Source organism: Chryseobacterium sp. SIMBA_029, from assembly GCF_046535275.1.
Classification (GTDB): domain Bacteria; phylum Bacteroidota; class Bacteroidia; order Flavobacteriales; family Weeksellaceae; genus Chryseobacterium.
The window spans coordinates 1-268 of sequence record NZ_JAWRXA010000382.1; the positions used below are offsets into that span (position 1 = coordinate 1).

At 36.9% G+C, this 268-nt stretch carries 1 protein-coding gene; it reads right to left on the reverse strand.

The features are described from left to right. A partial coding sequence (locus SB679_RS24530; protein WP_410704879.1) for a hypothetical protein occupies window positions 1-268 on the reverse strand: 268 nt, incomplete at both ends.

The window sequence follows — 268 nt, forward strand, 5'->3', positions numbered from 1 at the left end:
GGTGCCCGACCGGGTAGTCGACCGTTCCGAAATGTCCACATAGAATAGCGGGTATATCCATTACACCTAGGTCAATACTAGACGTACCGTTATAAACGATTGCAAAGTCTATCAAATCTTTTAAGTCATGCATTTTGAACCAATTATGGTCTAGAAATATTATATTCTGGTTTTCTTCCTGAATAATATCTCTAAATACGGCATTCCCAAATGTTGAAATTTGCTGATTTAATTCATGTGGATGAGGCTTGATAAGTAGTAATGTATC